Source organism: Roseibium aquae (assembly GCF_008711285.1).
GTDB lineage: Bacteria > Pseudomonadota > Alphaproteobacteria > Rhizobiales > Stappiaceae > Roseibium > Roseibium aquae.
In genome coordinates, this window is sequence record NZ_VXDC01000008.1 from 48,437 (window position 1) to 73,720 (window position 25,284).

28 protein-coding genes and 1 tRNA gene are annotated in these 25,284 nt (G+C 61.1%); 6 read left to right on the forward strand and 23 right to left on the reverse strand.

From position 1 onward, the window contains the following. Nucleotides 1-157 precede the first annotated feature (157 nt). Nucleotides 158-1,555, forward strand: coding sequence for a D-alanyl-D-alanine carboxypeptidase (locus tag F0184_RS13785; protein ID WP_244299207.1), 1,398 nt, complete (start codon nt 158-160; stop codon nt 1,553-1,555). A 16-nt stretch (nt 1,556-1,571) separates the two neighbouring features. On the opposite strand, the gene F0184_RS13790 is transcribed toward F0184_RS13785, so the two are convergent. The 4 genes from F0184_RS13790 to F0184_RS21045 form a co-directional block, all read right to left on the reverse strand. Next, nucleotides 1,572-2,285: a DnaJ domain-containing protein gene (locus F0184_RS13790; RefSeq protein WP_150496787.1), complete on the reverse strand. Its 714-nt coding sequence runs from the start codon at nt 2,283-2,285 to the stop codon at nt 1,572-1,574. A 10-nt stretch (nt 2,286-2,295) separates the two neighbouring features. Next, nucleotides 2,296-3,030, reverse strand: a complete 735-nt coding sequence (locus tag F0184_RS13795; RefSeq protein ID WP_150496788.1) for a vWA domain-containing protein — start codon at nt 3,028-3,030, stop codon at nt 2,296-2,298. A 98-nt stretch (nt 3,031-3,128) separates the two neighbouring features. Continuing rightward, the gene (locus F0184_RS13800) at nt 3,129-3,563 is read right to left on the reverse strand and encodes a DUF1489 family protein (protein ID WP_150496789.1); all 435 of its coding nucleotides are present in this window, start codon (nt 3,561-3,563) and stop codon (nt 3,129-3,131) included. A 244-nt stretch (nt 3,564-3,807) separates the two neighbouring features. After that, the gene (locus tag F0184_RS21045; RefSeq protein ID WP_280176951.1) at nt 3,808-3,942 is read right to left on the reverse strand and encodes a hypothetical protein; all 135 of its coding nucleotides are present in this window, start codon (nt 3,940-3,942) and stop codon (nt 3,808-3,810) included. A gap of 252 nt (nt 3,943-4,194) precedes the next feature. Between F0184_RS21045 and F0184_RS13805 the strand changes: the two genes are divergently transcribed. Continuing rightward, entirely contained in the window at nt 4,195-4,956 is a 762-nt protein-coding gene (locus tag F0184_RS13805) for a DUF599 domain-containing protein (protein WP_150496790.1), read from the forward strand. Here F0184_RS13805 and F0184_RS13810 read toward each other — a convergent pair. The 12 genes from F0184_RS13810 to F0184_RS13865 all read right to left on the reverse strand — a co-directional run bounded on the left by F0184_RS13810 (nt 4,839) and on the right by F0184_RS13865 (nt 13,911). Next, nucleotides 4,839-6,083, reverse strand: coding sequence for an adenylate/guanylate cyclase domain-containing protein (locus F0184_RS13810; RefSeq protein WP_150496791.1), 1,245 nt, complete (start codon nt 6,081-6,083; stop codon nt 4,839-4,841). The genes F0184_RS13805 and F0184_RS13810 overlap by 118 nt on opposite strands. A 98-nt stretch (nt 6,084-6,181) precedes the next feature. After that, nucleotides 6,182-6,982, reverse strand: coding sequence for a YdcF family protein (locus tag F0184_RS13815; RefSeq protein ID WP_150496792.1), 801 nt, complete (start codon nt 6,980-6,982; stop codon nt 6,182-6,184). Between the two features lie 194 nt (nt 6,983-7,176). Further along, entirely contained in the window at nt 7,177-7,791 is a 615-nt protein-coding gene (locus tag F0184_RS13820; protein WP_150496793.1) for an ATP-dependent Clp protease proteolytic subunit, read from the reverse strand. 160 nt (nt 7,792-7,951) lie between these two features. After that, nucleotides 7,952-8,809 carry an adenylate/guanylate cyclase domain-containing protein gene (locus tag F0184_RS13825; protein ID WP_150496794.1) on the reverse strand — a complete coding sequence of 286 codons (858 nt, stop codon included), beginning with the start codon at nt 8,807-8,809 and terminating at the stop codon, nt 7,952-7,954. Between the two features lie 104 nt (nt 8,810-8,913). Continuing rightward, nucleotides 8,914-9,354: an ACT domain-containing protein gene (locus tag F0184_RS13830; protein WP_150496795.1), complete on the reverse strand. Its 441-nt coding sequence runs from the start codon at nt 9,352-9,354 to the stop codon at nt 8,914-8,916. Between the two features lie 97 nt (nt 9,355-9,451). Then, entirely contained in the window at nt 9,452-10,624 is a 1,173-nt protein-coding gene (locus F0184_RS13835) for an isovaleryl-CoA dehydrogenase (RefSeq protein WP_150496796.1), read from the reverse strand. A gap of 25 nt (nt 10,625-10,649) precedes the next feature. After that, nucleotides 10,650-11,096 carry a GNAT family N-acetyltransferase gene (locus F0184_RS13840; protein WP_150496797.1) on the reverse strand — a complete coding sequence of 149 codons (447 nt, stop codon included), beginning with the start codon at nt 11,094-11,096 and terminating at the stop codon, nt 10,650-10,652. A 69-nt stretch (nt 11,097-11,165) separates the two neighbouring features. After that, nucleotides 11,166-11,615, reverse strand: coding sequence for a PaaI family thioesterase (locus F0184_RS13845; RefSeq protein ID WP_150496798.1), 450 nt, complete (start codon nt 11,613-11,615; stop codon nt 11,166-11,168). Then, nucleotides 11,612-12,019 (reverse strand): MerR family transcriptional regulator, encoded by a 408-nt coding sequence (locus F0184_RS13850; RefSeq protein WP_150496799.1) that lies wholly within the window; start codon nt 12,017-12,019, stop codon nt 11,612-11,614. The genes F0184_RS13845 and F0184_RS13850 overlap by 4 nt, the downstream gene beginning before the upstream one ends. A gap of 94 nt (nt 12,020-12,113) precedes the next feature. Beyond that, nucleotides 12,114-12,824, reverse strand: a complete 711-nt coding sequence (locus F0184_RS13855) for a glycoside hydrolase family 25 protein (protein WP_150496800.1) — start codon at nt 12,822-12,824, stop codon at nt 12,114-12,116. A 58-nt stretch (nt 12,825-12,882) separates the two neighbouring features. Next, nucleotides 12,883-13,302 (reverse strand): VOC family protein, encoded by a 420-nt coding sequence (locus F0184_RS13860; RefSeq protein WP_150496801.1) that lies wholly within the window; start codon nt 13,300-13,302, stop codon nt 12,883-12,885. A 183-nt stretch (nt 13,303-13,485) separates the two neighbouring features. Further along, nucleotides 13,486-13,911 (reverse strand): organic hydroperoxide resistance protein, encoded by a 426-nt coding sequence (locus F0184_RS13865; RefSeq protein WP_150496802.1) that lies wholly within the window; start codon nt 13,909-13,911, stop codon nt 13,486-13,488. Between the two features lie 118 nt (nt 13,912-14,029). On the opposite strand from F0184_RS13865, the gene F0184_RS20905 reads away from it, so the two are divergent. Continuing rightward, nucleotides 14,030-14,710 (forward strand): MarR family winged helix-turn-helix transcriptional regulator, encoded by a 681-nt coding sequence (locus tag F0184_RS20905; RefSeq protein WP_206668350.1) that lies wholly within the window; start codon nt 14,030-14,032, stop codon nt 14,708-14,710. A gap of 58 nt (nt 14,711-14,768) precedes the next feature. Here F0184_RS20905 and F0184_RS13875 read toward each other — a convergent pair whose 3' ends face one another. After that, the gene (locus F0184_RS13875) at nt 14,769-15,836 is read right to left on the reverse strand and encodes an ABC transporter substrate-binding protein (RefSeq protein WP_150496803.1); all 1,068 of its coding nucleotides are present in this window, start codon (nt 15,834-15,836) and stop codon (nt 14,769-14,771) included. A gap of 211 nt (nt 15,837-16,047) precedes the next feature. Here F0184_RS13875 and F0184_RS13880 point away from each other — a divergent pair, with 211 nt between their 5' ends. Both F0184_RS13880 and F0184_RS13885 read left to right on the forward strand, forming a co-directional pair. Next, nucleotides 16,048-16,593, forward strand: a complete 546-nt coding sequence (locus F0184_RS13880; protein ID WP_150496804.1) for a heme NO-binding domain-containing protein — start codon at nt 16,048-16,050, stop codon at nt 16,591-16,593. Beyond that, complete coding sequence (locus F0184_RS13885; protein WP_150496805.1) at nt 16,563-17,945, forward strand: two-component system sensor histidine kinase NtrB; 1,383 nt, start codon at nt 16,563-16,565, stop codon at nt 17,943-17,945. Before F0184_RS13880 ends, F0184_RS13885 begins: the two co-directional genes overlap by 31 nt. A gap of 118 nt (nt 17,946-18,063) precedes the next feature. Here F0184_RS13885 and F0184_RS13890 read toward each other — a convergent pair whose 3' ends face one another. The 4 genes from F0184_RS13890 to F0184_RS13905 all read right to left on the reverse strand — a co-directional run bounded on the left by F0184_RS13890 (nt 18,064) and on the right by F0184_RS13905 (nt 21,978). Beyond that, a complete protein-coding gene (locus F0184_RS13890) occupies nt 18,064-18,834 on the reverse strand; it encodes an alpha/beta hydrolase family protein (protein WP_206668351.1) in 771 nt (256 codons plus the stop codon). 131 nt (nt 18,835-18,965) lie between these two features. Continuing rightward, complete coding sequence (mgtE, locus tag F0184_RS13895) at nt 18,966-20,372, reverse strand: magnesium transporter (protein ID WP_150496806.1); 1,407 nt, start codon at nt 20,370-20,372, stop codon at nt 18,966-18,968. Nucleotides 20,373-20,712: 340 nt separating this feature from the next. Continuing rightward, complete coding sequence (locus F0184_RS13900) at nt 20,713-21,186, reverse strand: DUF427 domain-containing protein (RefSeq protein ID WP_150496807.1); 474 nt, start codon at nt 21,184-21,186, stop codon at nt 20,713-20,715. Between the two features lie 33 nt (nt 21,187-21,219). Continuing rightward, nucleotides 21,220-21,978, reverse strand: coding sequence for an SOUL family heme-binding protein (locus F0184_RS13905; RefSeq protein WP_208998486.1), 759 nt, complete (start codon nt 21,976-21,978; stop codon nt 21,220-21,222). A gap of 341 nt (nt 21,979-22,319) precedes the next feature. Here F0184_RS13905 and F0184_RS13910 point away from each other — a divergent pair, with 341 nt between their 5' ends. Beyond that, nucleotides 22,320-24,497, forward strand: a complete 2,178-nt coding sequence (locus F0184_RS13910; protein WP_150496808.1) for a putative bifunctional diguanylate cyclase/phosphodiesterase — start codon at nt 22,320-22,322, stop codon at nt 24,495-24,497. Nucleotides 24,498-24,613: 116 nt separating this feature from the next. Here F0184_RS13910 and F0184_RS13915 read toward each other — a convergent pair. Then, nucleotides 24,614-24,700 (reverse strand) — tRNA-Leu (locus F0184_RS13915). 223 nt (nt 24,701-24,923) lie between these two features. Next, nucleotides 24,924-25,190: a FliM/FliN family flagellar motor switch protein gene (locus tag F0184_RS13920; RefSeq protein WP_150496809.1), complete on the reverse strand. Its 267-nt coding sequence runs from the start codon at nt 25,188-25,190 to the stop codon at nt 24,924-24,926. Nucleotides 25,191-25,284 lie beyond the last annotated feature (94 nt).

Here is a 25,284-nt window from a genome sequence, read left to right on the forward strand (position 1 = left end):
CGTAACAACATTGCGGGACGGCTGTGGTTTTTTGGCCCCGGTTCTGGTCGACCTCCCGCTTTCTGGTTCCGCGTACCCCAATCTGGGATGGCTCATCGTGTTTGCTAAGCGTTTCGGTCGCGTAATTCGTACTCTTGCAAGAGCCAGCGCGTTGGCTGTGGTTGCAGGCGCCATCGTCTTCCAAGCCTCCCCCGCCGCTGCGAATCCGAAATATGCCGGGATCGTGGTGGATGCGAAAACAGGCAAGACCCTTTATGCGGACAATGCCGACACCTACCGGTTTCCCGCATCGCTCACGAAAGTGATGACGCTTTACATCGTCTTCGAGGAACTGGAAGCTGGCCGGATCACATTGGATTCAAAGTTCACAGTCTCCAAGAAGGCAGCTGCCGAACCGCCGTCCAAGATCGGACTGCGCCCTGGACAGACCATCAAGGTCAAGGATGCCATCCTTGCGCTTGTCACCAAATCGGCCAACGACGTGGCGACGGCCGTCGCCGAGAACATCGAAGGCAGCGAAGCGGCTTTCGCCCGCCGGATGACCCAAACGGCGCGCCAGCTGGGAATGAACAAGACCACGTTCCAGAATGCACACGGTCTGCCGAACTCCCGCCAGCGGACGACCGCGCGCGACATGAGCCACCTGGGCCGGGCCATTCAGGAACGGTTCCCGACCTACTTCGATTACTTCAACACCCGTTCCTTCAGCTACAAGGGCCGGCGCTACGGCAACCACAACAAGTTGCTCGGGCGTGTGCGGGGGGTCGACGGCATCAAGACAGGTTTCATCCGGGCGTCCGGCTTCAATCTTCTGACGTCAGTCAATCACGGCGGACGCAGTGTCGTCGCGGTTGTGATGGGGGGGCGGACCGGAGCTTCGCGCAATGCGCACATGACCGACCTGATCGGCCGCTATTTCCACAAGGCCAGCAAGGGTCCGCGCACGGCACCTCTGATCGCTTCCGCCAGCACGCCCAAGCGGTTCGATGCGGCACAACTCGCCGCTGTTCCCAAACCGGTAGTCAAACCTGCCGGAGAAGCGCCGATCGCGCTGGCCGCCGCAGCCATTCCCCCGGTGCCCCCTGCGGAAAGCGAGATCGCTTCCACGGGCTCGATCCCCGTCCCACCAAAGAATATGGGCTCCCGCATGGAGATGGCGTTTGCCGCAGTCAGCACCCTGCCCGCGCCGCAAATCAGCCCGCACCGGGCGCCCGACAGGCCGCAACCGGTCGGTTCGGCCGTGACGGTCGACGACCGGGATGCGGACAATGTCGTGACCGTGGCCACCAGCGACACCCGGGAACACGAGCCGACCTGGCAGATCCAGATCGCGGCCACGGAAACCGAAAGCGGGGCCATTTCGATGCTCAAGCGCGCCGCCGAGGCGACCGGGTCCAAGCTGCGCCGCCGCGTTCCCTATACCGAACCCGTCGACACCGATGGTCAGACGCTCTACCGCGCCCGATTTGTTGGCTTCGAGACCAAAACCGCGGCCTGGGATGCCTGCAGAACTCTCAAACGGAAGAATTTCGCCTGCTTCGCCGTCTATCAGTAATGCGTAATGGATGTTGTCAATGTCGTCTGAGAAGCCTGTCTTTAGCCTCGTTGAGTTTCGCCGCCAGGAACGTGGTGCCGCCATGGTCGGGGTGAAGACGCTTCATCAACCGCCGGTGCGCCGCTCGGATTTCCGGGTCCCCGGCGCCGGGAGAAAGCCCCAGGATCTGGTAGGCCTCCTCATCTGTCATGGGGCCCGCGCTCGGCGCGCTTCCCTCCCCTTGTGTTCCATCCGCCTCGAAGTCTTCACGCCAGCCGGAAAACCGGCGGTCGAGGTAAGCTTCGACTAGGGCGCGGCTCTGGGCATCCGCGGCGGTTTCACGCCAGAACAGGCGCATCTCGGTTTCCGTGAGCTGTCCGAGATCGCGGCCCTGAAACTGGCCCGCCAAAATATGCCCGGTCATGTCGCCGGTGTCATGATCGAGTTCCATTTCCAGCATGGCAGAGCGGACGCGCGACCGCTGACCCCCGCTGGGTTGGGACGATCCGCCGGAAAACAGACCACGGCGTCCCAAACCGCCCAGCCCGAGCAACGACAAGCCGAAAACGCCCACAGGCACGGCGAACATGAAGCGGCCGGTCAAGGCGAAAAACACCGCAGCCGCCACAAGCAGGCTCCCGGCAACAAGTTTGATTCGGCGCGCAAGTTCGGCCGGATTTGCCTGAACGAAGGCATTGCCCGCAAACACGAGAAGGATCAGGATCAAGAGCCCGACGACAAAAAAGGCCATGCTGTCCCTGTCACTTTAGTTGTTCAAGAAGCAGGCGAGCGCCCTTGCCGCCAGATTTTTCCAGCGCTGTCAGCGCCTTTTTGCCGCCGCTCGCAAAGGCCGCAACCGCCTTGAGCAGATCGCCCAACTCGCGCGCCGACCCGGAATCGAACCGGCAGAAGGCCCCGTTGGTGAGACGGGCGATTTCCCGGAACGCCCGTTCGGCATCCGGATCCCGGCCCTCCTGAAAGGCGAAAACCGGAACACCGAGCAGACCGAGTTCTCCTGCCCTGTGACACAGATCGTCGATATGCTCTTCCATGCAATCCCCGACATAGACCAGCGCATGGACCTTGCCCTTTCCGGCCTCATTGATCCCGCAAGTCAGGACCTTGCCGATCTGCGTCCGTCCGCCGCGGCAGTCGATCGTGGCCATCACCCTGGCCAGATCACCCGTGCTGGAAAACCACTTCGATGAACGGCATTCTCCAAAACCCCGGAAATAGACGAGCTTGATGTCGAGCCCGCCGACACGTCCGGCCTCCTCGAACATTTCCGACTGCAGATGACAGGCCCGATCCCAGGTGGGCTGACGACTCATGGTCGCGTCCAGAGCGAAGATCAGGCGCCCGCGTGTACCCGGCTCAGCCGACGAGGGCATGGCTGCAACCTTTGACAGAAACTCGGAAATCTCAGTGTCACTCGAGGTATCCATCTGAACCGTCGGCGTTGAGCGCGTCCGGTCTGCGGGAGGCTTGTTGGCCATTGCCCAGGTCCTGTCTCCGATAGGAATGTCACTGCCTATTCAGATGTGGGCCAAAGCCGCGCACTTGGCAAGGTTCCGTGGCCACACGCCGCGCACGATCAGATCAGGCAGAGCTCGGCCAACTCGCGCCGCATGCCGTCCGGCATGTCCACCGCATCCGGCCCGCTCTTGACATCCTGGGGTGCATCCTCGTGCTTGAGGTAGCGCCAGCCTTGAAACGGCCGCTTGGGACGATGCTGGGTCAAGTGAAGTCTGGGCTCCAAAACCAGATCGCAGCGTTTCACTCCGGCCTGATCCGTGAACGGACGAACATCCACCAGACGCTGGCGCGCCTGTATTTTTCCCTTGATGACCCAGTAGAGCGATCCGCCTTCCAACAGTTCATCCCGGCGGCTGGGAACCATCCGGGTCGTATGGATCATGTCGGCGGGCTGCCCGGCCTGCCGCTGTTGTTCAGCCCGGAAATCCAGCCAAGCCTGGAGGCTTTCCACGCTGTCCGCGCCCACACACAACTTTACCAAATGAAGTGCCATGTGCTTCCCCTAGCAACGTGGCGCTGTCAGGGGAAGCCCAAGGTTTTCCAAAACGCGATTTACACAGGTTCGCGCGTGTGCCCGCAGCCGGCCGCAAGATATCCATTCAGAGGGTTCCGGAGATGTCCCGCAGGTTCGACGGTTGCGCCGCCTTGATCTTCCGGACAGAGCCAGCCACTGGAGCCGGCAAACAAAAAAAGCGCGGCAGAACCGCGCTTATCCTGTGTGGTGACCGGTAATCGTGTCAGTTCACAACCGCAACCGCCTGCTTTGCGGTCTCAAAGTCGTTGAACAGTACGACCAAACCCAAAGCGGCGCCGACGGCCACAATGGTCCAAATGGTCACGCTCCAGCAGGATTTTTGAACCTGTTCGTCCATGAAAAAGCGAATCCTATGTCTGTTTGGGGGCAATCGGACGGGGTCCGAATTGTGGCCCAACTGCGGCGAGGGGGTAAAGGAAGCTTTAAGTTTTCGCAAGTGCAAAAAAACGCGGTCTGTCACGCGGATTTTGCAAACCTCCATTTTATCAGAAATTTCATATATTTAAAGGAATCTCTCGAAAGGTGGACAGACCGCGCGAAGACTGAAACACTACGGCGGTCCCGGGATCCGTTTTCATTGAAGTGACCTATGCTCGCCGTTCTGACGCCTCACGACTATATGGCCGTCGCCTGGTTCCTCGTGGCCTGGCTGGGTTTCAACATTCTGGTCGAGGGCACACCCTTGCGGCGGCGCACGCTGTCCCACGCGATGGAACAATACCGCCGCAACTGGCTGATCACGATGACCACGCGCGATGTCCGGATCATGGACACCTCAATCATCTCCGGTCTGCAGCAGGGCACGGCTTTCTTCGCCTCCACGGCCTTGATCGCCATCGGCGGCAGTTTTGCCCTTTTGGAATCCACGGACACGATCTTCCGCGTGGCCGGCGACCTCGACATCCCTGTTGAGCACAGCCGGGCCATTTGGGAAATCAAGGTTCTGGGACTGATGCTGATTCTCGCCTACGCCTTTTTTAAGTTCGGCTGGGCATACCGGTTGTTCAACTACGCCAGCATCGTCATGGGCGCGGTGCCCGAACGCAGCGCCGGCGGCGCCGACAAGAGCCGGGAGACCGCACTGAAGGCCGCCGAACTCATCGTCATCGCGGGCCGCCACTTCAACAGAGGGCAGCGGGCCTTTTTCTTTGCCGTCGGATTTCTGGGGTGGTTCGCAGGCCCTGAAGTGTTCGCGGCAACGACCCTTGCCGTCCTGCTTGTGTTGTTGCGCCGTCAGTTCTTGTCAAAAGCGCGCGCGGCGGTCGTCTCGGGGCAAAACTGGATTCCGCCGGAGGCAGGCAAAATGGGCGCGTACACCGAGACCGGTTCGTCGAACCCCTTCACCTCGTAGGTGCCATAAAGGCCGCCCCGGCATCCCATGATTTCGGCCACCGCCTCGGACACCAGGATGTTGAGGTTGAGATCCTTCGCCAGTTCCGCGATCCGGGCCGACAAATTGACCACCGGGCCTACAACGGTGAAATCGAGGCGCGATTCTCCACCCACATTGCCGAAGAAGACGTTTCCGGCATGGAGCGCAATCCCGACACTCATGTCCGGCGTGTAGCTGCAGGTGTTGGCGACGTTGATTTCGGCGATCCGATTGTTGGTGTCGCGCGCGGCGGTCAACGCCCGGCGGGCGGCGTCGGCCGCCTCCGCTTCCGTTTCATAGGGGAAGATGGCCATGACCTCGTCGCCGATAAACTTCAGCACCTCGCCCCCATGCGCCTCGACGGCTTCCGTCATGGCGCCGAAATACTTGTTCAAGAACAAGATCAGCTTGTCCGCGGGCAGCGTGTTCGAGAGCTTTGTGAAGCCGCGCAAATCGGCAAAGCTGACCACGGCGGAGATCCACTCGCCTTCGCCGCGCTTGATGGTGCCGTTCAGAACCCGGCCGCCGGCCCGCTCGCCGACATATGTATCAAGCAGGGTTTGCGCCGTGCGCTGCAGCGTCTTCAATTCGCATACCGTGGCCAGCGGCCGGAGGATCGATTCAAAAACCGCTATCTGACTGGCCGAAAAGCCGTCTGCCGCCTTTGTGGCGAATGTCACGGCCTTGACCGATCCGTCCGAAAAAGGCAGCGGCAGCGCCGCATAATCGGTGAAGCCTTGTTGCCGCAGATCGTCGATCACGCCAAACTCCGGCTCCTCAGGCACCGGCGGGATGCGGCAGCGCACGGTACGCCGCTCAGTATGCACGACCTTGAAGGGGCTGTTCTCGTAGCTCTCGTCGACATACTCGCTTTCCAGATACCTGCGCAGTTCGCGCAGGCCGTCCGAGGTCCACACGGCCGCCTCTGCCCGGACATTGGGATGGAGCAACATGATGGCCGTGGTGGCCCGGTCCACGGGAATGCCGCCCGCGCGCAGCCTGTGCGCGAGGTCCTCAATCAGGCTCAAGCTGTCGTCATAGGCCAGCGCATCCCCGTAGAGCCACTGGACGATGGCCGCCGAGACAAGAGGGGCTTCCAATGCCATGAAGTCTTCCTTTTCCGGAGTTGATCCCAAGATAGGGGTAAACTGCCCGGTGTAAAAGGGGCATCCCGCGTGAAAGCCTGCCGCGCTTCAAATCCGCTTCAAGTGTCGGGTCCGGGAAACAGAGCCGAGGACCGGCCCGTAACCCAGTACGCAATCAAGCCGACCCATTCCCGGACCGCGATATCGAACCGCCGCAGGCCCTGCGACACCCCGGCAAACCATCGGGTCGCATCTTCCGGACCCCGGGTTCTGAAATCCACCGGATAGGGCGCCACGCCCTGCCAGCCGGCCGCCCTGAACACCCCCATCGCCCGCGGCATGTGATAGGCCGATGTCACCAGCAGCCAGACCTGATCCGGCCGCGGCTGCAGAAGCTCCTTCGTCCGCACCGCGTTCTCCCAGGTGTTGCGGGAGCTGTCCTCCATAACGAGACGGTCCGTTGCGATCCCGAAGGACTCAAGCAGCGGCAGCGCCCCCTCCGCTTCGCTTGTGCCGGAGGCGAGCAAAAGCCCCTCGCCGCCGGAATGCACGATGCGGGCGTCTGGATACTGCCGGGCAAGCCGGGCGGCGACGGCGATACGTTCACCGGACGTTGTCAAGGCGGTCTGTCCCCTGGTGCTTGTCACGATGGTATCGACCGCCCCGCCCAGGATGATGATCCCGTCAACCTGCTCCGGCACGGGCACGCCTTGAAAACGTTCCTCTAGCGGAAGGATCGTCAGGTTCGGCAAGGGGCTGAGCCCAAAAGCGAAAAAACCGGCCGCAGCGGCGGCCACAAGGCCGCGGCCCAGTTTCCGCAAGCGCGAAAACAACAACGCGTAGCCCAGCACCAGAAGCAGGAACAATGCGGTGGACGGTTGAATGACGAAAAAGACGATCTTTGAAAGCCAAAAAAACATCCGTGTGCCCTCGGTGACGGACCCATGGCTTCGCCTTCATGGCGGCTGTTGGCCGGATCGGTGTCCATGCCGCGCACTCCAGCTTCGCCTGACCGGAGCTGGAACAGGGCGTGAAAGAAGCACGGGAAGAAGGGCCGGCAAACACGACACCGGCGGATTGACCGCCGGTATCCGTCAGCCGGACCTGCCGAGGGTCAGCCCATTTCCGAGACGTTGGACACGACCTTGCCAACCAGGCCGTAGGCGATGCCTTCTTCCGGGCTCATCCAGTAGTCGCGGTCGGTGTCTTTTTCGATCCGTTCGATCGGCTGGCCGGTCGCGGTGGCGAAAATCTTGTTCAACCGGTCGCGCATCTTGATGATTTCGCGGGCCTGGATCTCGATATCCGTGGCCATGCCGCCCGCGCCCCCGGACGGTTGGTGCAGCAGGAAGCGCGTGTTCGGCGTGCAGTACCGGTTTTCCTTGGCGGCCGCGACATAGATCAGCGCACCGGCGCTGGCGACCCAGCCCATGCCCAGAATCCGGACTTCGGGAGCGATGAACTTGATCGTGTCGTGGATCATGTCGCCGGATTCCACATGGCCGCCGGGCGAAGATACGATCACGGTGATGGGATCGTTGGATACCTGCGCCAGCGCCATCAGCCGCGCGCAGACATCGCGGGCCAGTTCCTGATTGATCGGGCCGGTGATCAGAACCGTGCGGGCCTCGAACAGATGCTTGTCGACCTGGATGGATGACGGCGTCTTGGTCTTTTCATCTTCCTCGTCATCGAGACGGGCGGGCACCTTTGTCGGATAGTCAGTCATGCGCTGGAAGAACTCCATTGACGTTTGTATAGCCGGTGGCCCCGGCGAGCGGGAACGCGTGCTCCCTGTGTAGGCGATGCGGGCGCTGCCCGCAAATGCTGAATTCCGGTAGCCGGAAAACGGTTACCACGGAGCCAACATAAGCCGGTTTGCGGTCTCTTCAATCCGTTGCATGCGACCGGTCCGCATCGCCGGACCGGGGCCGGCCTGCAAGGAAATGCCAGGCCAGCATCAAGATGAACGGCAAGGACGGCCAAAAGAACCAGATCGTGGACAAACCGGAGGTGACAAGGTTCAAAAAGAAAAAGAAACCGATCATGAACAGGCTTGTCCGGACCCGCTTGGGCTGGCGCTGCAGCCACGCCCGCATCTGGGTGTAGCCATTGACGAGACGCTGCCCCTGAGCGTCATCGGACGCGGCGCCGCCCTGCGGGTTGACGCCCGGGTGATCGCTTTGCGAAGCTGATCGGCTGGGGCCATAGTCGGGCGCGTTCCTGCCGCCGAGCCGCACACCATAGGTTTCCACCGGCTCCGAGACATTTTTGACTTTCCTGGGGCCGAGCGGATCGAAGCCCAGCGCGAGGCGGTGGCGCACCTGCTCATAGACAGCCTGGGAAAGCATGATCCCGCCAACCGGTGCAAGTTCCTGCAAACGCGCGGCGACATTGACGCCATCGCCGTAGATGTCGTCGCCTTCCACCATGAGATCGCCGAGATTGATCCCGATCCGGAACTCCATCCGCTCCGCCTCCGGCAGGTCGGCGTTCCGGCTCGCCAGATCGGTCTGGATGTCGACCGCGCATTGCACGGCCTCGATCACCGAGGAAAACTCGATGATGACCGCATCGCCCCAAGTGTTGACGATGCGACCGCAATGACGCGCGGTCAGCCCGGACATGACCTTCCGATAGGCCCGCAGGCGGTCCAGTGTCCCGTCCTCGTCGCGCTCCATCAACGCCGAGTAGTGCGCCACGTCGGCGCACATCACCGCCGCCAGGCGGCGTTTGGCCCGTTGCATCCGTGCCCCCTTTCCGGTTGTCCATTCAATGGGGACCTTCCGGCCCGATTGCAACCGGCGAGGGGCGTCTCCATGCAGATACACAGAAAGATAAGTGTTACCGCTTAGGCAATATCAACCGAACCCAGCGAAAGCTGCAGGAGGACCTCCATCGCCCGGTCCGCATCCTCTGCCGGAACAAAGACATGGTCATGAAAATAGGCCGCGACGACATTCGCCGGAATGCCGGCATCGGCAAGAGCGCGGGACACCGCGGCGGTCAGTCCCACAGCCTCGAGCGACGAATGAACCGTCAAGGTGATCCGGCGGAAGGTTCGCGACACATCGAGACCAAGGTCCGGGGACCGGTCGGCCGCCAGCTTCAGGGCCACGTCCAGGGGCAGGATCGCCGTCACCCCTTCCGCTTCCAGGAACAGGCCGAGCGGACCATGAACCGCCACATCGGTCAGGGCGTTCTCCGGAAAGGTGCCGAACACATAGTCTTTAGGGTCCAGCACCGGACGCATGCCGGAGACCAATTTTGCCAGATCCGTTTCACCGCGCATTGAACGCCTCCGCACCAGGTGCCAACGCTGTTATTCGGGCAGCACCCGGTGCGGCCCTGCACACCGGGCAAAGCTTGCAGCGCCCTTAGCGTGCCCGTCAGGCCGTCTTGTTGAACAGCTCCCGGCCGATCAGCATCCGGCGGATTTCCGAGGTACCGGCACCGATTTCATAGAGCTTGGCGTCGCGCAGAAGCCGTCCGGTCGGATACTCGTTGATATAGCCGTTTCCACCCAGCAGCTGGATCGCATCGAGCGCCAGTTTGGTAGCGTTTTCAGCTGCGTAGAGGATTGCGCCAGCGGCGTCTTCGCGGGTCGTCTCGCCCCGGTCGCAGGCCTGGGCAACGGCATAGACATAAGACTTGGTGGCATTCATCGTGACATACATATCCGCGATCTTGCCCTGCACGAGCTGGAAGGTGCCGATCGGCTGTCCGAACTGTTCGCGCTCGTGAACATAGGGGATCACCACATCCATCGCCGCCTGCATGATACCGACGGCACCGGCCGCCAGAACCGCACGCTCATAATCGAGGCCGGACATCAACACGTTCACGCCCTTGCCGACCCCGCCCAGCACATTTTCTTCCGGCACCTCGCAATCCTGGAACACCAGCTCGCCGGTTTCCGACCCGCGCATGCCCAGCTTGTCGAGTTTCTGCGCGACGGAGAAACCGGGAAAACCCTTTTCGACCAGAAACGCGGTAATGCCTCTCGCTCCGGCCTCCGGATCGGTCTTGGCATAGATGATCAAAGTGTCGGCGGACGGCCCGTTTGTGATCCACATTTTCGAGCCGTTGAGCACATAGCGGTCACCCTTTTTCTCCGCCTTGAGCTTCATCGACACGACGTCGGATCCCGCACCCGGCTCCGACATGGCCAAAGCGCCCAGATGCTCTCCGGTGATCAGTTTCTCCAGATAACGCTTCTTCTGGTCCTCGTTGCCCCAGCGGCGGAGCTGGTTGACGCACAGGTTGGAATGCGCGCCGTAGCTCAGGCCGATCGAGGCCGACGCCCGGCTCACCTCCTCCATGGCGATGCAATGCTCCAGATAGCCCAGACCCGAGCCACCCCACTCCTCTTCCACCGTGATGCCGTGGAGCCCCAGTTCGCCCATTTCAGGCCACAGCTCGCGCGGGAACCAGTCGTCCCGGTCGATCTTGTGCGCCAGCGGCGCGATGCGGTCCTGGGAATAGGCGCGCACGCTGTCGCGCAGCATGTCGGCGGTTTCGCCCAGGTTGAAGTTGAAGCTTGGAAAGTCGTTGCGGATCATTTTTGTTCCTCCTCGAACGCGGGCTTCAAACCCGCTGGTATCTGATCATGTCTGTAAGCACGCCCACCCGGTCATAGAGTTTGCGGGCCCGGGCGTTGTGGGTCTCGGTCAACCAATAGACCTTGCCGCTGGCTTCAGGCTCATCATCGGCCGCCCGGTAGACGGCTTCGATCAACTGGTGCGCAGCGCCGCTGCCGCGCGCATCCGGGGCGACATAGAGGTCTTCCAGGTAGCAGTTGAGCGCCGTGTCGAAGGTCACCGGCTGGAACACGTAATGGGCAAACCCGATCAACTCATCGCCGCGCACGGCGACCAGACCTTCATGGCCTCCCTGCCCCACCAGGCGCCGGAAAAGGTCTCCGGTCGTCTCCCCGGAAAGGTCTGCCTTGTAAAAGACCAGATAATCCTGCCAAAGACGGTTCCAACCGGCTCTGTCAGCAGGCTCTATCCGGCGGATGATAAAATCGGGCATGTCTCGTACTTAACCTTCAAATCATTTGAGCTTCATACGAACGTGGGTTCGGCGTGACCTGTTCCCGGGTCAATCCGTCACCCCGTCAACGCCCATCAGCGTGAACAGGCCGGTTGCGACATGCACCTCGTCCCCTCCCCCGCCAACCCCGAAGACGTCAGCCTTTGCGATGGTCAGCGTGCGGCCAGGCTTCACGACCCGGCCACGGGCAACGAGCGTGTCCTGACGTGCGGGATTGAGCAGGTTGAGCTTGAACTCGGTGGTCAAGATGCCGTTGCCCGGCGCAAACAGGGACAGTCCGGCGTACCCCGCCGCGGAATCCGCGATCGACGCCGTAACACCGCCATGGAAGAACCCGTGCTGCTGGGTCACCTCAGGCACCAGGGAAAGTGAGATATCGGCAGCCCCCGGCGCAATATGCGTGAGATGCGCACCAAGATGCTTCATGAAGGCTTGAGCGGCAAAACTCCGGCGCAACCGGTTTTCCCAATCCGGATCTTTGGGTGTGAAGCCGCTCATTGGTCAGCCCCCCCGGCATCCGGCACATACCCGATTTCTGCCATCCGGGCCCTGGCCCCCGCCTCCACCTGATCGAGTTCGGCAAGACTGACTTCGATATCGTTCCGTTTTTCCAGAAGCTCGGCCCGCCGGGCGGTTATCTTCTCCATCAGCAACTTGAGCTGGCCCGCCTCGCCTGGCGCCTTGCCGTACATCTCGATGATTTCCCGGATCTCGGCCAGCGAGAACCCCAGACGCTTTCCCCTGAGGATCAGCTTGATCCGGGTGCGGTCCGCCGGATTGTAAAGCCGCTGGCGTCCCCGCCGCTGCGGCGTCACGAGCCCCTGCGCTTCATAAAAGCGCAGCGTCCGGGTGGTGATGTCGAACTCCTGCGTGAGCTGGGTGATGGTGTAAAGCCGCTGCATGCCGTCTCCGTCGTCGGCTGGAGCTTTTCATTTATTTTACGTTTAAGTCAATAGGAAGGATTTTAAATTTTATAATCAGTAAGATAAATCGTTTTTACTTCACCAGATCCGCAAGACGCCTGTCCTTTTGCAGCACATTCAGATCCACCTCGCCCCGAATCCCTTTGACCGCGCCCCGCGCATGATACTGCCAGTACAGCCAATCGGCACCATAAGCGGGCGAATGCCAAAGCGAGCGAACCCAGATCGGGCGGTTCAAACCCTGTCCCGCCAGATAGGCCCGGTAAAAGTCGTCCGGCGCATACAGGACCACCTGGCGTCCGGTAGTCTGTTCCACGGCCGCAACAAAAGCCGAGATTTCCGCCAGCACCTCCGCTCTTTCCGGCCGCCGGGGGCAATTGCCCTCAAACTCCAGATCCAGCACCGGCGGCAACATCGCATCCTCCCGCGGCAACACCGCAAGGAAATTGCGCGCCTGGTCCACTCCGCGCTTGCACAGGCTGAAGAAGTGATAGGCCCCGCGGGCAAGTCCCTCGGCGCCGGCATTTTGCCAATTCGCCGCGAAGGCCCGGTCCTGAAAATCCCCGCCCTCGCTCGCCTTCATATAGACGAAGCCCACATCGTCCGCCGCGACGGCCTTCCAGTCAATCTCGCCCTGATGGTGGGAGATGTCGATGCCGCGCGTGGGAAAATCGTCCCGGTCCGGTTCCCAAGTCATGAAGAAATAGGCCGCCCCAACAATCACAATGACAGACCCGACAGCACAATAAAAAACCAGCCGCAAAAGGCTCTGCAAAAGCCCCATCCGCGTTTCGTCCCTTGCCAATCACCCGCAACCCCACGTTACCCCGAAAATCTTGCGCTTAGGTGAAGTTGGGCCAAAGCGGAGGCGCGGCCAGTTCCAGCACGTTTCCGTCCGGATCACGGAAGTATAGGCTGGTTCCGCCCGCCGGCCAGGCCACCTCGGAGATGATCTCGACCTGCCGGTCCTGAAGGTACCGCCGCCAGGCGCCGATCTGATCGGCCGCGATCCGGAAGGCGAAATGGCCGTGACCTTCGGTATCGTGCCCGGGAACGGTCCCGCCCGGTGTCTCGACATCCTCGCCCGTATGGCCCCGGTGAAACACCAGCAACGCCTGGGCCGGCCCCGCGTCATAGGCAAACAGGCGCGTGCCCTTGACCATGCGCTTGAGCCCCAGAATATCCTGGTAGAAGGCATGGGCGGCGTCCATATCGTCGACATAAACCGCCGTTTCCAGGAGTCCGTCCAACGGTGGGCGCATCGTTTTTCCCCCAAAAAGAGCCAGAAAAAAGAACCGGAGCGAAAGACCCAAGTGTCTTCGGCTCACGCTGTTCCGTCTACCCCCCTTATGCCGGCGGAACCGGTGGCCGAACACGCCGAGTGTCAGACCGGTCAGCCGCCTCCAAGCACGGCCGACCGGGTCATGCCGATGCGGAGGCCTCGATCAGACGACCGTCAACGTCACGTCGATGTTTCCGCGCGTGGCGTTTGAATAGGGGCAGACCTCATGGGCCTTTGCGGCAAGGTTTTCGGCCGCCGCCTTGTCCATGCCGGGAAGCGAGACCTCAAGCGCCACCTCAAGACCGAAGCCGCCCTCCGACCGGGGACCGATGCCGACGGTGGCCGTGACCGACGCATCGGCCGGAACGGATATTTTCTCCGCGCCGCCAACGAACTTCATCGCACCGATGAAGCAAGCCGCATAGCCGGCGGCAAACAGCTCCTCCGGGTTGTTTCCGGCTCCGCCGGCACCGCCCAGTTCCTTTGGTGTCGCTAGGGAAACCTTGAAAGAACCGCTGAGGGTTTCGGCGGCGCCGTCCCGGCCACCGGTCGCCTTCGCGCTTGTGGAATAAAGGACATCAACAGTCATGGGTGTTTCCTTTGGTAAACAATATCGTTCACGATATAATCGCACGATATGTAATAGGTGTGCGGATTGCGCAGGTCAAGCTCTTGGCAGACGGTCGCGCGCGATTTAATGAGGTCCAATGCAAAAAGATCCGACGCAAATGTTCCTGCTCTCCGGATTGGTGCCGGAACCGCAGGACTCCGAGACCGCGAAGAAACCCGGGACGGGCCGCGACACGACCAAGAAGTCCGCACAGCCCCGGGCGCGGGCCGCGGATCACGGCGGCCCCGGAACCGGGAAATCGGCGGCAGCCAAAGGACGCAAGGCGGACAAAGCTTCGTCCGCCAGGGCGGAGGCGCGAGTGGCGGATACAGCGAGCCTCGAGGATCTGTCCCTCGACCGCTTCCTCTGCTTTGCGCTCTACTCGGCCACGCATGCGATGCAAAAGATCTATAAGCCCCTTTTGGCCGACATCGGGTTGACCTACCCCCAATACCTCACGCTGACCGTATTGTGGGAAAAGGACAAGGTTCCCGTCGGCACGCTGACCGAACGCCTTCAGCTAGAAACCAGCACCCTGACACCGCTGCTGAAACGGCTGGAAGCAATGGGAATGGTGGAGCGCAAGCGCAGCGAGAAGGACGAACGTCAGGTCCGCGTTTCGCTCACGAGAAAAGGCCGGGCCTTGAAGGCGAAGACGGCGCATTTCGCAAGCTGTGTTCTGGCGGAAACCGGATTGAGCAAAACCGAAGCGGCGGACCTGCAGATGCGGGTTTCGGCGTTGCGCGACACGTTGCGCAGCGGGGGCGATGAGGCGTAGCAACTGACCGCCATGAGCGGGCTGGCTGCCTCACAACCTTGAAATGGCGAGGCTCTTGCTATCGGTCCATCGCGCGCTTGTTGATTGTCACCATCACATTGCTCGCGGTCCTGGTGTAGGGCGGCCAGAACATCGTTTCCGTGAAGAAATCCGGGTTCTCTTCGATCAGGGGGTTGGCTTCGACCAAGGTGGACGCGGCCACCATTCCGAGCCCGTTCACCACCCGCGTCTGAACGTCCTTGCCGATAAAATAATTCGCGAAAATTTCAGCCGCTTCGAGCTTCTTTCCAGTGAGGTTTCGCGAAAAATTGATCGTATCCAGCCAAACGGTGTTGCCTTCTTCAAACTGGACCAGAGACCAGTTCCCGCCGGCCGCGTTGTGCGCTGACGCGCCTGGACCATAGGAAGCGACCAGAAGCAGTTCCTCCTTGAATTCCGGACCGGTTTCCCAGAAAAACCCGACTTGGTCGTATAGCGCGGAAACCTTGGCCTGGAGTTCACCGTCCGCCAGCGACAGCGCCGCCAGCACGTCACGATTCCCGGAAACGTCGTTGACGTGGAAGGGCGGTTTGTCCATGGCGAGCAGAGCCAGCGCGATATTGGGTTCGAACTGCCCCTTGCTGAGCGAGAGCTTGCCCCTCCACTCCGGATCCCAAAGATCCTTTACGGAATCGGGCGTTTCGCTGAGCTTGTCCATGTTGGCCCAAATCCCGTAGGCGCCCCCTCCCCATGGAATATAAAGGACGTCCTGTCCCCGCATCCCCATCGGGATCCGGGTCAAACTCTGGTTGAGATGTTTATAATTGAGAAGGCGCGGTGATGCGGTGTCTATGGGCTGCAGCAGGTTCGCCGACAGGGCACTTTCCATGTTGATGTAGTTCAATGTCAGAAACGCGATATCCGCCGCGTGCGACCGCAGGACATCGAACATCTGATCCGGACCGGCTGCCCATGGCTCGATAACCTCAACCGCATAATCATAGCCCTGCTCTTTCAACAGAGCATTGACGGCGCTGATCTCGTCCGGCTGGACATAGCCTTCCCAGGTAAACACTCTGAGTGGCTCGGCCGCCTGCGCCAGCGTTGTTGTCAGAAGCACGATTGTCGCCATCAGATACTGTTTCATGGCAGCCTCGCCGGTCTCCATTTCCGCAGCGGAAATGTAATGCGCCGGACGCTAAGTCTTTATGAAGCGTCCAGGACAAATCGGTGCGATGCAGGCAAGCATTTGACCGCAAGCCGTCTTTTGAGGACGTCACCCGCCGGATGTCCCCAAATGGGAGTATCGCGCCTGAGCCACTCCTGATACTTGTGCTTGCCGGATTTTGAGGGGTGTCATGAAAGGCATGGTTTTCAACGAGTTTTTCGAGCTCGTCGACACGGCATTCGGGCCGAACACCACCGAAGACATCATTGCCGATGCAAACCTTCCGCACGCGGGAGCTTACACCACTGTCGGCCGTTATGACGCATCGGAAATGGTGCGTCTGGTCAAGGCCTTGAGCGCGCGGACCCAAACACCGGTCCCGGACCTGCTGCAGACTTTCGGGCGGCACTTGCTGGACAGTTTCAAGTCGGGTCACGCACAGTATTTTCATTCCTGCCGGTCCGTTTTCGACTTCGTTTCCTCCATCGAGGCCCAGATTCATATTGATGTCCTGAAACTGTATCCGGATGCCGAACTTCCAAGCCTGAGAGCGGAGGCGGCCGGAACGGACAAGATGACCCTCCTCTATCGATCGAGCCGGCGGATGGCGGATCTTGCCGAAGGGCTGCTTTGGGGCGCAATCGACCACTATGGGGACCCCGTTGAACTCGAACGGACCGACCTGCCGGATGAAGGGAGCGACCAGTGCACCCGCTTCACGCTGACGAGGAGGTAGCGCCCCCGCCGCTCACCTACGCGGCGCTGGAACGGCGCCTGGCACGCGAAAGGAGCGCCCGGAAAGCCGCCGAGGATCTTCTGGAAAAGAAAAGCCAAGAGCTTTACCAGGCAAACCAGGAGCTTCGGTCGATCACCGAGGTCATCGAGCGCGAACGCACGATGCTTCAGGCGGTCTTCGACGCGCGTCCATCGGGCCTGATCGTGACGACGGCCAACCTTGAGATCATTCGCATGAACCCCACGGCGCGCGCCCTGTCCGGGCAGGATGCCCGTGTCGGAACGCGGCTTTACCTCACGAACATCATAGCGGCCTCGCCCGAGATCTGGACGCAGATTTGCAATTGCGAATGCAACGGCCAGGAAACAGCCGAAAGACCCATCGAGGCGCGGGTCCGCCATCTTGACGGCGAAGAGATCCCGGTACGCTTGTCCTGCGCCAACATCGGCCACGACGATCTGCGGCTGTGGATCCTGCTGGACCTGCGCGGGGAAATAGAATCGGACGCCCAGCGCAAGCTGCTGGAACAAAATCTCGCGCAAGCCCAGAAACTCGAAGCCCTTGGAACCCTTGCCAGCGGCGTCGCCCACGAGATCAACACGCCGATCCAATATATCGGCGACAACACCCGCTTTTTGAAAGACGTGCTTCACGGCCTCAGCGAGATGCTTGCCACCTATGACAGGGCTTTGACCACAAGCGAAAGCGCGGCCGGCCTGCAGGCGCTGCGCGATGAGATCGCCGTCAAGAAGCAGGATCTGGATCTCGAATTCCTATTGGAAGAAGCGCCACTTGCCTTCGATCATGCCCTGCATGGCCTGGATCAGGTGGCCTCCATCGTGCGGGCCATCCGGGAATTCTCACACCCCGGTGAAAGCGAATTTGCGCCTGTCGACCTCAATTCCATCATCGAGACGACCTTGTCGGTCTCCCGCAACGCCTGGAAACAGCACGCCCGGATCGAGCAAAACCTGGCGGCGGACTTGCCGACCATTCCGGGAATACCGGGCGATCTGCACCAAATGATGCTCAACCTCGTGTCTAACGCGACCGATGCAATCGCCGAACGGAACCCAGCCGGCGGCGGCGTGATCGGGATCACGACCCGGCTGATCGGCGGCGAAGTGGAAATCGCGATCTCCGACAATGGTTGCGGGATCGATCCGGAGCACCATAGCCGTGTTTTCGATCCGTTCTTCACCACCAAACCGCCGGGCAAGGGAACGGGCCAGGGATTGGCGATCGTCTACCGGATCGTCCAAAGCACCCACAATGGCCGGCTGACCTTGGAAAGCAAACCAGGCGCCGGCACCACCTTCCGGCTGCGATTTCCGGTATCCGAGACCGCCTGAACGGCCGGAGGCGTCCCCGACGCAGCCGTTTGACAGGGACCGTCTGCCTTCGAGGCGCCAGGTTTAAGGCTGGGGATACGTAGCCCGGTCGCCAGCCGCGAGAGAGCGGCGGCCGGTCTCACACCAAAGTGCGGCCCAGGAAATCAATCAGCAGTTCATGATGCATGTTCTCGCCCGCGCTGCCCGGCACATGCCCCTCGCCTTCGTAGTAGTGCGCCTCGACCGGGCGCCCGTTCTCCACGCGCCTTGCCTCCAGACGCCGGGTCATGCCGGGCGACCAGGTCCGGTCCCCGTCTCCAACCCCGAGGAACAACGGCCCCGGATAGGCCGCCACCTCAATCGGCGTTGTCGGCAGCAAATCATCCGACCGCCCCCGCCAGGTCCAGGCCCGACGGGACGGGTCCCAGGCCTGCCAGCCCGGATCGCCCGGATCCCGATAGGTTCGGGCATCGAAGGCGCCGCAGACGACATCCGGGGCGGCCAGACAGGCCACCGCGTCCGGCGGACCGTCCAACTCCTCCTTCGCCATCAGCGAGGCGACCAGCAGCGCATGCTCCGCACCGCGGGACACGCCGTAGATCGCAACCTTGCCGTTGCAATGCTCAAACGAACGCAGAGCCGACAGGGCCTCGACGGTCCGCTCGAGCTCCACATTCTCGATTGATCCTGCATTCCAGGCATTCCCGCCGACCGAATAACTGTGCGGATAGGCAAGAAAGCCGGATGCCGCCAGGATGGCCGCGCTCCGGTGGCTCCAACCCGACAGTCCGCCTTCCGAGCCATGCAGCACCAAAACAGCAGGATGCGGTCCGTCACCGGCGGGGCCATAGGTTGTCCCGAACTCCGGCAGCAAACGGCGGTGAATTTTCAAGGAATATGGCGCCATCATCGGACCTTCATAAACGGCAAGGCGCACAGGCCCGGTCATCTCCGCCCTGACGATGCGCCTCCGGCAGATTGCAGCAAGCCATGTTTTGCCCGGGTTGAAAACTCCTGTGGCCGGCGCGCCGCCGGACAACATCAAATCGGAAGGCCGAACCATAAGGCCGCGATGCCGAGAAACGCGAAGAAGCCCACGACATCGGTAACCGTGGTAACGAACACGCTAGAAGCGATGGCCGGATCGATATTCAGCTTCTCGAGGGCGATCGGGATGAGAAGACCGGACAAACCGGCGAACACCATATTGATGATGATGGCCCCGGCAATGACATAGCCGAGACCGGGACTGCCGAACCAGAGCCAGGCGGTGATGCCGATCAGGATGGCCAGCGCAATGCCATTAAGGAAACTGACCAGCACCTCACGGTTCAGGACACGCATCATGTTGCGTGCGCCCAGTTCCTGCGTGGCAAGCCCGCGCACCGCGACGGTCATCGTTTGTGTTCCCGCATTTCCGCCCATGGAGGCCACGATCGGCATCAAAACAGCCAGCGCGACCATCGCTTCGATCGTATCCTCGAACAGGGCAATGACCACGGACGCCAGAACAGCGGTGGCCAGATTGACGACCAGCCAGGTGAGCCGTCCCCGCGCGATGGTGAGGACGCTGTCGGATATCTCTTCATCGCCCACACCGGCCAGGGCGCGCAGGTCTTCCTCGGCCTCCTCCTGAATGACATCGACGATATCGTCGACGGTCAGGACCCCGACCAGCCGCCCGTTTTCGTCAACGACCGCCGATGAGATCAGGTTGTACCGCTCGAATTTCCGCGCCACTTCCTCCTGGTCATCGGTCGCCTCCACCGAATCCAGCCGGTCCGCCATGATTGACGTGACCTTCTCATGGCGCTTGGCGCGAAGGATTTTGTCGAGATGGACCGACCCAAGGAGACGGAAGGCCGGATCCACCACGAAGATCTCGTAGAAACTGTCTGGCAGGTCGCGGGCCTCGCGCATGTAGTCGATAGTCTGGCCGACGGTCCAAAACGGCGCGACGGCGATGAACTCGGTCTGCATGCGCCGTCCGGCGCTTTCCTCGGGATAGTCGAGGGCCTTTTTCAGTTGCGCACGGTCGGCATAGGACAACCCGCCGAGGATCTCGTCCCGGTCCTGTGCGTCGAGATCCTCAAGGATGTAGACCGCATCGTCGGAATCCAGATCGCCGAGCGCTTCGGCGATCACCTCGTTCGGAAGATCCTCCAGCAACTTGACGCGGATCGCCTCATCCGTTTCCGTCAGCGCGGTGTAGTCGAACTCCGAACCGAGGAGCCGCACGAAAGCCGCCCGCTCGCCAGCGTTCAGTGCTTCCAGAAGATCGCCGGTATCCGCTTCATGCAGGTTGCTGGCGAGTAACAAGACAGCCGACCGGTCCTCCGCCTCGATGGCCGCCTCGACAGCCGCGATAAAAGCCTTTGTCAGATAGCCGTCGTCATCCCGGACGGGCGGGAGTTCGATCACGGGATCGGCAATTGCCTCCGCCTGCATGACGTCAACCTCCTGAAAAAGCGCACATATTGCACTTATATAGCCCAGCCAACGGAAACCGCCAGGACGCATGGCGGATCTCCAAGCCCGCGTCCCGCGCCGCGTCAGACACTAGACGGATATGGACCACACGGCCACTGCCTGGACCGTCACTCCACAAAATCGCAATTGGGTCATCGTCCGGAAAGGATGTACGGCAAGACTGGCACTTGCCCACACGGGGCAGGACGGGGCGTCAGGCATCGGGACATATGGCTGTCCCAATACGAACACCGGGCGCCAAGGCGCGCCGGGTCCGATGTCGGCCGCAGCATGAACCGGCTGCGGCACGCTCACGTGCCTACCAATGCTCCGTGCCGGGGGCGCCTTTCGCCGTTCCGCGCAAGTTTGGGGTCAACCACCCGCCATAGAACGATCCAGCCTGCGGGTTCACTTCGGCATCGCCGACTAGGCACCGGTCCATTTTGGAAGCATAAAACGCCAGATAGCCCGTGATCGGACGGAAGGCCCCTGCCGGTTGCTCATAGCACCAGGCCGCCGACGGGGCGGTCTTGCCGCCAACAACCACGTCGAAGTACGAGGCGGCCCCCTTCCACTCGCACCATGTACGCTGGCGCATCGGCCGAAGGGTGCAATCAACATCCGCCGGCGGAATGTAATATGTTGGCGGATGATGGGTCTCAATTACCCTGAATGCGCGGAGAGTATCCACGATCAACCTGCCCTCGAAGACAACCTGGATGCGCTGCGGCACGGCTTCAAGGGCGGGCGGGCGCGGATAGGACTGAACATCCTCGATGGGTAGATCCGGCATTGAACATCCTCGTTTTGCCCCGCGCAAGAGAGATCAGTCGGCAAGAGGGATCTGCACCTCATTGCGGCGGAACGGGGGAAGCGTGAATGGCGCGTTGAAGTAGGCAAACACCGGCTGCCCGGTTGCGGTCAGCCCCTGCTGGTCAATGTACTCCTCCAGCCGGCTCTGATGCCGGCGAAAGTTCCGGTCTGTCCAGCGCCCCGAGAACTGGATGGCAGCCACTTTCTTTCCCTCCACGGTTATCAGCTGGACCCGGGGGTCGGTGGGCCGGGGTGCCGTCGCGGCGGAGTAGGTCCGCGGCAGATAGAAGGCCACACGCCACACATCGCCCTGACCGGGGGTCTGGATCACCGGGGCGGTCATGCTGATCTTTTCAGACGATGCTTCCTGACGCACCGGCGCGGTCATGGCGATGTCTCCACCGGCCGTGTTCGCGCCCGAGATGTAGGCGAACAGGATGCCGAACGCTTCGCGTGTGGCCGCGCTCCGGCTGCCGCGCACGGACACCTCCACCGCGGCCATATCGTCGTAGCGGCGGATTTCGATATCCTCCTGCGCGGAGAGCACCGTGTAGCTTGGCTGGTCGAGGCCAAACGCACCTTGCGAAAACACAAGCTGGGAAAACACAGCCATTGCGGCGGTCACGCCTCCAAACGACAACCGGCCGAACAGCAGCCATTTCGGACGGGATTTCAGGAACGGTCTCATGCCGTCGAATATGGTGCGGCGCCGGCCGCCGACCAGTGGGAACCGCCGTGCGCCGGATGGTCCCGCTTTTTTTGCAGGTTGCATGTTTTCCCGGCAGGTTCCATGCCCGCACATGCGCCAAGCCAACTGGATGCGCGGGCCAGTCCGCGAAGAACCGGATCAAATACGCCCCGCCGCGATTGTCCTTTTGCGCGACACCCCGCGCAAGAGCCTGTCATGGATAGGTGAGCAGCGAAAACCAAGCACGGCATCAGCGATAACTCGTCAGTAATGACAGTAACCAAGCAAACATTTTTCCGCAGGAAATAGACAGTGCACTTCCCGGCGCTTAACGCTACGAATACCAAATGACCTTAACGTAGAATGATTGACCGGATGTTTGGCCAATGCTGTTTGATAGTCGCTGTGCGGGGTGAGAGCCGGATATGAAAACACCCGGACACGGTGGTGGCAAGAACGCGCCTCCTTTCGCATGTTCTCCGGAAATCGATGTTTCCCAGCTTGCAGAACTGTTCGAGACCTGGCCCCACGCGGTCTACGCGCTGGATCGCTCGGGACAGTATGTCTTTCAAAATGCCGCCGACCTGGCAGCCTTTGGCAACCTGGAAGACAAGGTCGCCGGCGATGTCAGCGCGGATGCTGCAACCCAAGAGCAATGGACTGAAATGCACAACCGTGCTCTGCATGGGGAAACCATTACCTATTCCGTGACCCGGCCCACTTCCGAAGGGCCCGGGCGGGATGCTGAAGTCACTCTGGCGCCATGGCGGCAGGGAGAAAAGATCATCGGGATCTTTGGCATGACCATCGACCGCTCCCACGAACGAAAATTCGATCGTGAGCGTCAAGCCGCTGCGGAAACGGTTCGCCAGACTCATGCCCGGCTTCAAAGGCTGGCGGACAATGTTCCAGGCGGCATCTTCGAATTTCAGATCGATCCCGAGGGAAACATGTGTTTTTCCTATGCGAGTTCGGGACTCGGGCCCCTTCTGGGAACGACGACGCAGGCGCTTCTGGAAGATCCGGAGTCCGGATTTGTCAACGATCATCCGGATGACGCGCATCTTGTTCAAGAAGCGATCGCTTACTCTTTCAGAACCCTTGAACCGGTTAAAATGGCCCATCGGATCATTCATCCGGAGCTTGGCCTGCGATGGCACCGGGTTCACGCCACTCCGGAACGAAAACCGGACGGCCGCGTCGTGTGGTACGGCTGCATTTTCGACATAACGGAAGAAATGCTCCGGGCAGAGGAACTGGAGGCCGCCCGCAAGCGCATGGAAACCTTGTCACTGATCGACCCGCTGACGGGCATCGCCAACCGGCGGGCTTGTGACCGGGTGATTTCGGATCTGTGCGCCGACCCTGCCAAACGATCCAAGACCTGCACGATCATCCGCATCGATCTCGACCACTTCAAAGCGGTCAACGACACTTTGGGCCATGCGGCAGGCGATGCGGTCCTGTGCCGTGTGGGCGAGTGCCTTCGGGAGGCTATCGGACCGGACGACTTCACGGCCCGGCTGGGCGGCGATGAATTCGTGATCATCCTGGGGCCCGGCAAGACCACCCGGGATGCCGAAGCCATCGTGCAAAAACTGCGCGGCCTGATGGCCGTTCCCCTCATGCATCACGGGCGCTATTGCCGCTTCGATGCCAGTTTCGGGATTGCCTCCTCCGACATTCTCCCCGACGATCCGATGAACCTTCTCGGTTCCGCCGATGCGGCCCTTTTGCAGGCGAAAGCCCAGGGCCGGGGCCGTCTGGCGGTGTTCACCACCGATTTGCACAACGCCATGGTGTACCGCAAACAGCGCGAGGCCGAGATCGGAACCGCGCTTGAGCGCGATGAGTTCATCCCATTCTTCCAGCCTCAAATCGACGCCGTGAGCGGCTCTGTCGCAGGTTTTGAGGTACTCGCACGCTGGAAACATCCTTCCGGCGACCACGTCTTGCCCATCGAGTTTATCCCGGCGGCCGAACAGATCCAGGTCGTTCAGGACATCGACCGCATCATGTTCGAAAAGGCCCTGAGGGTGGTCAACCGATTGCAGGCCGAAGGCATCGTCATTCCGAAGCTTTCGTTCAACGTTTCGACAAGTTGGGCCAATGATCCGGAAATCATCCGTGTCGTTAAGAAGATGCGCACCGGGGGCACACAGGTGGCTTTCGAACTTCTGGAATCGATTGTCCTGGAAGAGGAAACCGCCACGTTTGCCCGCCATATTGATCTGTTGAAGCAATCCGGCGTGAGCATTGAAGTCGACGATTTCGGCTCCGGACGGGCTTCGATCATCGGGGTCTTGAAGGTTGCGCCGGACACGCTGAAGATCGATCGTCGGCTTGTCACCCCCATGTTCGACAGCCCAACGTCCTGCAATCTTGTCCGCGCCATCATCGACATTGGAAGGACGCTGGGGATCGATATCACGGCCGAGGGCGTTGAGACGATGCACCATGCGATCGCCTTGCGCGACATGGGTTGCAAGACCCTCCAGGGGATCGCGTTTTCAACTCCGATCCCGGCGGATGACTTGGCCTCATACCTGACAACGTTCCGCCCTGTATTCTCCGGGGTAAAACCCGCCCGGTCCGGACCCTGACCGCCACTCAGCGGAAATGGACCACGGCCACCGTCTCAATCCGGTCCGCCGCTCGCCAAAACAAAAAGGCGCCCCGAAGAGCGCCTTTGTTTTCAATCACTTGGCAGTGTGATTGATGGTGCGGTCGAGAAGACTCGAACTTCCACGGGTTTTACCCCACAGCGACCTCAACGCTGCGCGTCTACCAATTCCGCCACGACCGCGAATTTTAGCAGGCACCAATCGGCGCCGCCAGCGCTTGGTGCGCCGAGGGCCACCGTGTAGCAAAACGGATTCTGGGGCGCAAGCTGTATTTTCAAAAAGTTGGAGCGCCTTGCACAAGGCCGGCAACCGGGCCATTTCGGCTCCGCGCCACTCCCCGGTTTTCGAGCGTTTCGCGGTCGGACCTGGCACCCGATTTGCGATCTGCGCGGGAGAAAACCTGTCTCAGAGCGGACCTTCGGTCCGCATAGGCCGCATCTCGGGACTTCTGTTCAGGACTTCGGTAACTGAAACACCGACCCGCTCCCCCAAAAGCACGACCTGTCCGCGCGCAACCAGCGTGTTGTTCGCATAGATCCGCACGTCATCGTCCTCCCGCACGTCCAGATCGATCACCGCGCCGCGCCCCATGCGCAAAAGCTGGTGAACCGGCATATCCGATGTTCCAAGGACAACCGATATGTCTACCTTGATGTCATCAAAGGTGGCCATCGCTCCAAATGATCCTTATGTGTGTCCGCAGCTCATCGAATGTCTGCGCAAACGTTCCCAGACGGTACCACGACAGCGCGCCGAAATCGTTAAC